1 protein-coding gene is annotated in these 915 nt (G+C 50.7%); it reads right to left on the bottom strand.

The window, feature by feature from the left end; translation table 11 throughout:
* Positions 1-163 precede the first annotated feature (163 nt).
* Positions 164-787 carry a conjugative transposon protein TraK gene (traK, locus tag I6E11_RS14685; protein WP_004326315.1) on the bottom strand — a complete coding sequence of 208 codons (624 nt, stop codon included), beginning with the start codon at positions 785-787 and terminating at the stop codon, positions 164-166.
* Positions 788-915 lie beyond the last annotated feature (128 nt).

Consider the following 915-nt stretch of genomic DNA (forward strand, 5'->3'; position numbering starts at 1 on the left):
GACTCCCGGTTCTTACTGCCTATAAACGGTCTGCATGCCGTATAGACACATGCGGCGGTAAACGGGACAAACAGTATCCAGAGAACGGCCTTGCGCTGTTTAACGGTAAGTCTGTGGCAGAACCTCCTGAGTTGAAGGTCCGCCTGTCTCGTCAGGTTCCTTTTCATCGCTCTACGCTCCTTATGTCCTTGTTTTCCAGTATGGTCAGATGTTCGATGATAAAGCCGTTGGGGTTGTCATCGGAACGGGACGTATTCTGAAGCTGGCAGTCAGTCACCAGCGAACGTTCCGTCACATTACTCTCACGGATAATCATCTGGCGGGCATACGTCCTGGCCCTGTAGGGGTATCCGGAAAAGTCGCAGACCACGCTGTCCACCCGTACCACCTGATTGATATTACCGGAAATGAGACGGTTGTAATATCCTTTCTCGGCAAAATCCACATAGTAATGATAGGCGCTTTTGTCCGCCAGCTGCAAGGCACGGTTGATATTGTGCTCGATGGCATCCTTCTGTGGTGACAGCCCGAAAAAAAGCTCATGGAACCTTCTTACATGCTCCCTGGCTTCAGCCGGACGGTTCTGTGAAAGATCCTGTGAAAGGGCAAGCATCAGTGACTTGCCGCCATCGAGTACATAAATTTTCTCACGCTGTTTCTCCGCAAAGCGGTATGAGTTCCACAGGGCAAAGACGGTCACAAGCGTGCAGCATCCGACAAAGACCGCAAGCATCAGGCGTATCCGTCTGAAACTGCTTTCAATATTGGTCAGTGATTTGAATTCCATCTGTTTTCATGATTTTTATGTTCCTGTTCTGTTTATTTTCCACGCAGACGCCCTCCGATATTTCCCAGTCCGGAACCTGCGGCACCGGCTGCAAATCCTCCGGCCTTGGTCGCGGTACGGTTGATGTT

This window comes from Bacteroides caecigallinarum (assembly GCF_021531075.1).
GTDB classification, from domain to species: domain Bacteria; phylum Bacteroidota; class Bacteroidia; order Bacteroidales; family Bacteroidaceae; genus Phocaeicola; species Phocaeicola caecigallinarum_B.

Bases quoted from the DNA above. Each gene is read 5' to 3' on its own strand.
- traK (WP_004326315.1), bottom strand. From the start codon at position 787: ATGGAATTCAAATCACTGACCAATATTGAAAGCAGTTTCAGACGGATA.